The organism is Cupriavidus sp. 05T42, assembly GCF_056396345.1.
Genome location: NZ_JBFTLH010000042.1, coordinates 1 through 6,099, shown reverse-complemented (window position 1 = coordinate 6,099; position 6,099 = coordinate 1). Strand labels below are relative to the sequence as shown.

6 protein-coding genes are annotated in these 6,099 nt (G+C 67.1%); all 6 read left to right on the top strand.

Features of this window, described 5'->3' with window-relative positions; translation table 11 throughout:
• Positions 1–499: 499 nt before the first annotated feature.
• Positions 500–2,236, top strand: coding sequence for a glycosyltransferase family 39 protein (locus tag AC1EJR_RS27120; RefSeq protein WP_092300726.1), 1,737 nt, complete (start codon positions 500–502; stop codon positions 2,234–2,236).
• The gene (locus AC1EJR_RS27115; RefSeq protein WP_092300729.1) at positions 2,233–2,604 is read left to right on the top strand and encodes a DMT family transporter; all 372 of its coding nucleotides are present in this window, start codon (positions 2,233–2,235) and stop codon (positions 2,602–2,604) included. Before AC1EJR_RS27120 ends, AC1EJR_RS27115 begins: the two co-directional genes overlap by 4 nt.
• A gap of 37 nt (positions 2,605–2,641) precedes the next feature.
• A complete protein-coding gene (locus tag AC1EJR_RS27110; protein ID WP_477113929.1) occupies positions 2,642–3,817 on the top strand; it encodes a DegT/DnrJ/EryC1/StrS family aminotransferase in 1,176 nt (391 codons plus the stop codon).
• Positions 3,796–4,800 carry a glycosyltransferase gene (locus AC1EJR_RS27105; protein ID WP_477113928.1) on the top strand — a complete coding sequence of 335 codons (1,005 nt, stop codon included), beginning with the start codon at positions 3,796–3,798 and terminating at the stop codon, positions 4,798–4,800. Before AC1EJR_RS27110 ends, AC1EJR_RS27105 begins: the two co-directional genes overlap by 22 nt.
• The gene (locus AC1EJR_RS27100) at positions 4,788–5,732 is read left to right on the top strand and encodes a formyltransferase (protein WP_477113927.1); all 945 of its coding nucleotides are present in this window, start codon (positions 4,788–4,790) and stop codon (positions 5,730–5,732) included. The genes AC1EJR_RS27105 and AC1EJR_RS27100 overlap by 13 nt, the downstream gene beginning before the upstream one ends.
• A partial coding sequence (locus AC1EJR_RS27095; RefSeq protein WP_477147844.1) for an NAD-dependent epimerase/dehydratase family protein occupies positions 5,729–6,099 on the top strand: 371 nt, incomplete at its 3' end. The genes AC1EJR_RS27100 and AC1EJR_RS27095, both read left to right, overlap by 4 nt.

Sequence of the window (6,099 nt, the reverse complement as noted above, 5' to 3'; positions counted from 1 at the left end):
GGGGCGGCCGGGGCGGCCGGGGCGGCCGGGGCGGCCGGGGCGGCCGGGGCGGCCGGGGCKGTCTGAGCGATCCGGGCGATTTTGGCAGCCGGCTCCGATGCCTGTGAATGTGCTCCATTCGCCACTGCGAGCAGGCTGAAACAGAGACCGGACATCAGGGCCGTTTTCATCGTAGTTTCCTGAGGATTCGACAAACCGGCCTGCCGGGACTGATCGTGGCGCGGTGCAGCCGCCAGTATTACGCGAATCCGGCACATGGGGAATCCTGGCCGGCGGCGGCACCGGCGCGTCGTGCTAACATTGCGCGCCAATTTGGCGACCGGACGGGGGAGCCAATCGGCCATGGCCGGTCGTTCCAGGGGAACCCCTGCCCTTCCGCGAGGTTCTCACCGCGGCGGGGAATGCGTGTCCACCGAATCCGGCCCTGCGGCGTTGTGTGGTGTCTGCTGCACAACCGGGACCACATCGCTTCCGGTTCGCCGGCCATTTCAGGAGAGTTATGCGTAGTTCCACGCCCTCGCGCTATGCCGGGCTACCCGTCGGCATGATTGCCCTGGTCGTCATCGCAATCCTGCTGGTCTGGTTCGGCACGCTCGACTTCCGGCACCTGCTGAAGCCGGACGAAGGCCGCTACGCGGAAATCTCGCGCGAGATGTTCGCCAGCGGCGACTGGGTGACCATCCACTACAACGCCCTGAAGTACTTCGAGAAGCCCCCGTTCCATATGTGGGTCACCACGTTGGCCTACGAGGCTTTCGGCGTGGGCGACTGGCAGGCGCGGCTGTGCGTGGCGCTCTCGGGCATCCTCGGGCTGGGCGTCACGGTGCTCGCCGCCACGCGCTGGTTCGGCGCGCGTGCCGGCCTGCTGGCCGGGCTGGCCCTGCTGGCGGCGCCGATGTGGAGCATCGCCGGCCACTTCAACGCCCTCGACATGACGCTGTCCGGCGCGCTCGCGTGCGTGCTGGCCTGCATGATGCTTGCCCAGCATCCGGACGCCACGCCCGCCGCCCGGCGCGGCTGGATGCTGGCCTGCTGGGTCGCCATGGGCGTCGCCATCCTGACCAAGGGTTTGGTCGGCATCGCGCTGCCGGGCCTGGTCCTCGTGGTTTACTCGCTGATCACGCGCGATCTGGCGCTGTGGCGGCGCCTGCATCTGGTGTCCGGCATCGTCGTCATGCTGATCGTCACGGTGCCGTGGTTCTGGCTGATTTCCTCGCGCAACCCCGAATTCCCCCATTTCTTCTTTATCCACGAGCACTGGGACCGCTATACGTCCACCGTGCATGCGCGCAAGGGCACGCCGTTCTACTTCGTGCCGCTGCTGCTGCTGGGCTTCCTGCCGTGGCTGGGCCTGACGCCGCGCATGTGGACCGCCGTGCGCGAGCGCGCCGGGGCCGCGCGCGGGGCCGGCGGCAAGCCGTTCCAGCCCGCGCTGATGGCACTGATCTGGGCCGTGGCGATTTTCGTCTTCTTCAGCATGTCCGGCTCCAAACTGCCCGGTTACATCGTGCCGATCTTCCCCGCGCTGGCGATGCTGGCCGGCGTGGCGCTGGACGACATCACCGAGCGCTCCTGGCAACGCCAGGTCAACGCGCTGATGGCGCTGGCCGTGGTGGGCCTGCTGGCCACGCCGTATGTGGCCACGCTGCATCGCCCGTCCAATCCAAACGAGGTCTTCCGCACGTTTGCCGTGTACACGGGCGTCGCGTTTGCCGTACTCTTGGGCGGCACGATACTGGCGCGCAAGCTGTTGCAGTCAAGGGGCCTGTTCCCCAGCATCACGGCGTGTGCGCTGGCGATGTTCCTGACCTGCACCATCGGCCTGATGGGCCATGAAGTGATGGGCCGGCGGGCGTCCGGCGTGGATCTGGTGCCCGCCATCCGTGCCGTGCTGAAAGACGATATGCCCCTGTACGGCGTGCGGGTACTCGACCATACCCTGCCGTTCTACCTGGGACATCCGCTGACGATGGTGGAGGAGCCCGATGAGCTTGAATTTGGCGTGCAGCAGGCCCCGGACCAGTGGATTCCCACACTGGACCAGTTCATCGCGCGCTGGCGCGACGGCCAGCCCGCGCTGGGCATCATGGACCCGAGCCTCTACGACGAGCTGTCGGCACGGCAGGTCCCGATGCATGTGGTGGCGCGCGATAGCCGGCGCGTCGTGGTCAGCAACTTTCCGCCGTCCGGTGCCCCGGCACCGGCAGGCACTCCGGAACCCAAGCCCGCGTCATGACGCTTTCGACTTTCGCTTTCATCCTGACCGGCGTGATGCTCAACGCCGCCGCGCAGTTGCTGCTCAAGGCCGGCACCAATGCCGTGGGCGCCATCACGCTGGACCGCGCCACGCTGTTCACCACCGCGTTCCGCGTGCTGACGCAATGGCCGGTGATCGGCGGCCTGACGCTGTACGTGGTCAGCGTGGCGGTGTGGATCGTCGGGCTGTCGCGCGTGGACGTGTCCATCGCCTACCCCATGCTGTCGCTGGGCTACGTGGTCAACGCGCTGGCGGCGTGGTGGCTGTTCGGCGAGATGATTGGTCCCTTGCGCGTAGCCGGCATCCTGCTGATACTGGCCGGAGTCTTCCTGATTGCACGATCCTGAGCGTACGCGCCTGAGCCCCCGTGCCCCACAAAGAACCATGACCGTTACCGCAGCCCAGCCCTTCCTGCCGTTCGTGCGGCCCGAGATCGACACCGAGACCATTGCCGAGGTCGGCAAGGTGCTTGCTTCCGGATGGATCACTTCCGGCCCGAAGATGCAGGCGTTTGAAGCGGCGCTGTCCGATGTGTTCGGCGGCCGGCCGGTGCGGACGTTCGCCAACGGCTCCGCCACGATGGAGATCGCGCTGCGCGTGGCCAATATCGGCCCGGGCGACGAAGTCATCACCACGCCGATCACCTGGGTGGCCACGGCCAACGTGGTCCTCGCCGTGGGCGCCCGCCCGGTGTTCGTCGATATCGACCCGTGCACCCGCAACCTCGACCTGGACGCCGTCGAGGCCGCCATCACGCCGCGCACGCGGGCGATCATGCCGGTCTACCTGTCCGGCCTGCCCGTGGACATGGACCGGCTCTACGCCATCGCGGACAAGCACCAGCTGCGCGTGATCGAGGACGCCGCCCAGGCCATCGATTCCCGCTGGCGCGGCCAGCGCATCGGCGCGTTCGGCGACCTGGCCAGCTTCAGCTTCCAGGCGAACAAGAACATCACCACCATCGAAGGCGGCTGCCTCGTGCTGAACTCGCCCGAGGAAGCCCTGCGTGCCGAGCGCCTGCGCCTGCAAGGCGTGATCCGCACCGGCATGGACGGCATGGACGTGGAAGAACCCGGCGGCAAGTTCAACCTGACCGACGTCAACGCCGCCATCGGGCTGGCGCAGCTGCCGAAGCTGGACGCCATCACCGCCAAGCGCGCCGCGCTCGCCGAAACGTACTTCCGCTGCGCCGCCGACACGGGGCTGGCCGATCTCGGCATCGAGCTGCCGCTGCCGCTGGACCCCGCCGGCGCCACCACCAACTGGCACATGTTCCAGGTGGTGCTGCCCACGGACCGCCTGCGCGGCGGCCCGGCGGAAGCGCGCCGCCACGTGATGGAGGCGCTGCGCGAGCAAGGCATCGGCACGGGTGTCCACTATCCGCCCATCCACCTGTTTACCCACTACCGCTCACTCGGCTGGCGCGAAGGCATGCTGCCCCACGCCGAGCGCATCGGACGCGGCATCGTCACGCTGCCGCTGTTTCCTGCCATGCATGCCACCGACGTGGAGCGGGTATGCGCAACTCTCAGCGAAACATGCAAACGCCTTTCTCTCTAAGCCCCGTCGAGGTCTCGGTCGTCGTCCCCGTCTACAACGAGGAGGACGGCCTGCAGGCGCTGTTCGATCGCCTTTACCCGGCGATGGATGCCATGGGCGAGTCGTACGAGCTGATCTTCATCAATGACGGCAGCCATGACCGCTCCCCGCAGATCCTGGCAGCGCAGTTCCACAAGCGTCCGGACGTCACGCGCGTGGTGCTGTTCAACGGCAACTTTGGCCAGCACATGGCCATCCTGGCCGGGTTCGAGCACACGCGCGGGCGCATCGTCATCACGCTGGACGCGGACCTGCAGAACCCGCCCGAGGAAATCCCGCGCCTGGTGGCCGCCATGCGCGAGGGCCATGACTACGTGGGCACGATTCGCCGCCAGCGCAACGACACGGCGTTCCGGCGCTATGCGTCGCGCGCGATGAACCAGCTGCGCGAGCGCATCACCAAGATCAAGATGACGGACCAGGGCTGCATGCTGCGCGCCTATGACCGCAACATCATCGACACGATCAACGCCTGCCGCGAGGTGAACACCTTCATCCCGGCGCTGGCGTACACGTTCTCGTCCAATCCGGTCGAGATCGAGGTCGGCCACGAGCAGCGCTTCGCGGGGGAGTCGAAGTATTCGCTCTACCAGCTGATCCGCCTCAACTTCGACCTCGTTACCGGCTTCTCGATCGTGCCGCTGCAGTGGTTCTCGGCGATTGGCACGCTGCTGTCGATCTCCTCGGCGGGCCTGTTCGTCGTGCTGCTGATTCGGCGCTTCCTGCTCGGCTCGGAAGTGCAGGGGGTGTTCACCCTGTTCGCCCTGAACTTCTTCCTGGTCGGCATCATGCTGTTCGGCATCGGCCTGCTTGGCGAATACGTGGGCCGGATCTACCAGGAAGTGCGCGACCGCCCGCGCTACCGCATCCAGGCCGTGCTCGAGCGTGACCCGCTCCGGACGCCGTCGGACCAGACCGCCGTGGAGGAATCGTGCGCGCGGTAGTCTTCGCCTACCACAACGTTGGCGACCGCTGCCTGCGCGTGCTGCACGCGCGGGGCGTGGACGTGGCGTTGGTGATCACCCATCGTGACCGGCCCGACGAGAACATCTGGTTCCGCCGCGTGGCCGATACCGCCGTGGAGCTGGGCATCCCCTTCCTGCACAGCGAAGATCCGACCGACCCGGCACTGGCCGAGGCCGTGCGCGCCGCCCGGCCCGATGTCATCTTCTCGTTCTACTACCGGGCGATGATTCCGGCCGAGGTGCTGGCCATCGCGCCGCAGGGCGCATTCAACATGCATGGCTCGCTGCTGCCGAAGTATCGCGGCCGCGTGCCGGTGAACTGGGCGGTGATCCACGGCGAGACCGAGACCGGCGCCACGCTGCACGCGATGGAAGCCAAGCCGGACGCCGGCTATATCGTCGACCAGACCGCCGTGCCGATCCTGCCCGACGACACCGCCGGCGAGGTCTTTGAGAAAGTCACCGTCGCCGCCGAGCAGACGCTCTGGCGCGCCCTGCCGGCCATGATGAGCGGCCATACGCCCAAGCGTCCCAATCGGCTGGCCGATGGCAGCTACTTCTCGGGCCGCAAGCCCGAGGACGGTCGCATCGACTGGCACCAGCCGGCCTCCGCCGTCTACAACCTGATTCGCGCGGTGGCGCCGCCCTACCCKGGCGCGTTCACCGAGCTGGACGGCCATCGCCTGATCGTGGCCGCCGCGCGCCGTATCCCTGCCCTGCCATCGGTCCCGCTGCAGCCCCAGGGGCTCCGCGTGATCGATGACCGCATCGTCGCCGTCTGCGGCGACGGCGGCATGCTGCATATCCGTACGCTGCTGGAAGGCGCCTCCGCCGATCACGCCGCGCCGGTTACCGTTTCTGCCCTTCAATCCATCATCGCAACTGCACAGTCCAGAGAGGAAAACCGATGAAAAAGGTCCTGATTCTTGGTGTCAACGGCTTCATCGGCCATCACCTCACGCGCCGCATCCTGGAGACCACCGACTGGGAGGTCTACGGCATGGACATGGCCTCCGACCGCCTCGGCGACCTGGTGAGCCATCCGCGCATGCACTTCTTCGAAGGTGACATCACCATCAACAAGGAGTGGATCGAGTACAACATCCGCAAGTGCGACGTGGTGCTGCCGCTGGTGGCCATCGCCACCCCGGCCACCTACGTGCGTCACCCGCTGCGCGTGTTCGAGCTCGATTTCGAGGCCAACCTGCCGATGGTCCGCGCGGCCGTGAAGTACAAGAAGCACCTGGTGTTCCCGTCGACCTCCGAGGTCTACGGCAT

Excerpts from the sequence above, each read along its gene's own strand:
- AC1EJR_RS27110 (WP_477113929.1), top strand. The coding sequence starts at position 2,642 with ATGACCGTTACCGCAGCCCAGCCCTTCCTGCCGTTCGTGCGGCCCGAG.
- AC1EJR_RS27115 (WP_092300729.1), top strand. The coding sequence starts at position 2,233 with ATGACGCTTTCGACTTTCGCTTTCATCCTGACCGGCGTGATGCTCAAC.
- AC1EJR_RS27105 (WP_477113928.1), top strand. The coding sequence starts at position 3,796 with ATGCAAACGCCTTTCTCTCTAAGCCCCGTCGAGGTCTCGGTCGTCGTC.
- AC1EJR_RS27120 (WP_092300726.1), top strand. The coding sequence starts at position 500 with ATGCGTAGTTCCACGCCCTCGCGCTATGCCGGGCTACCCGTCGGCATG.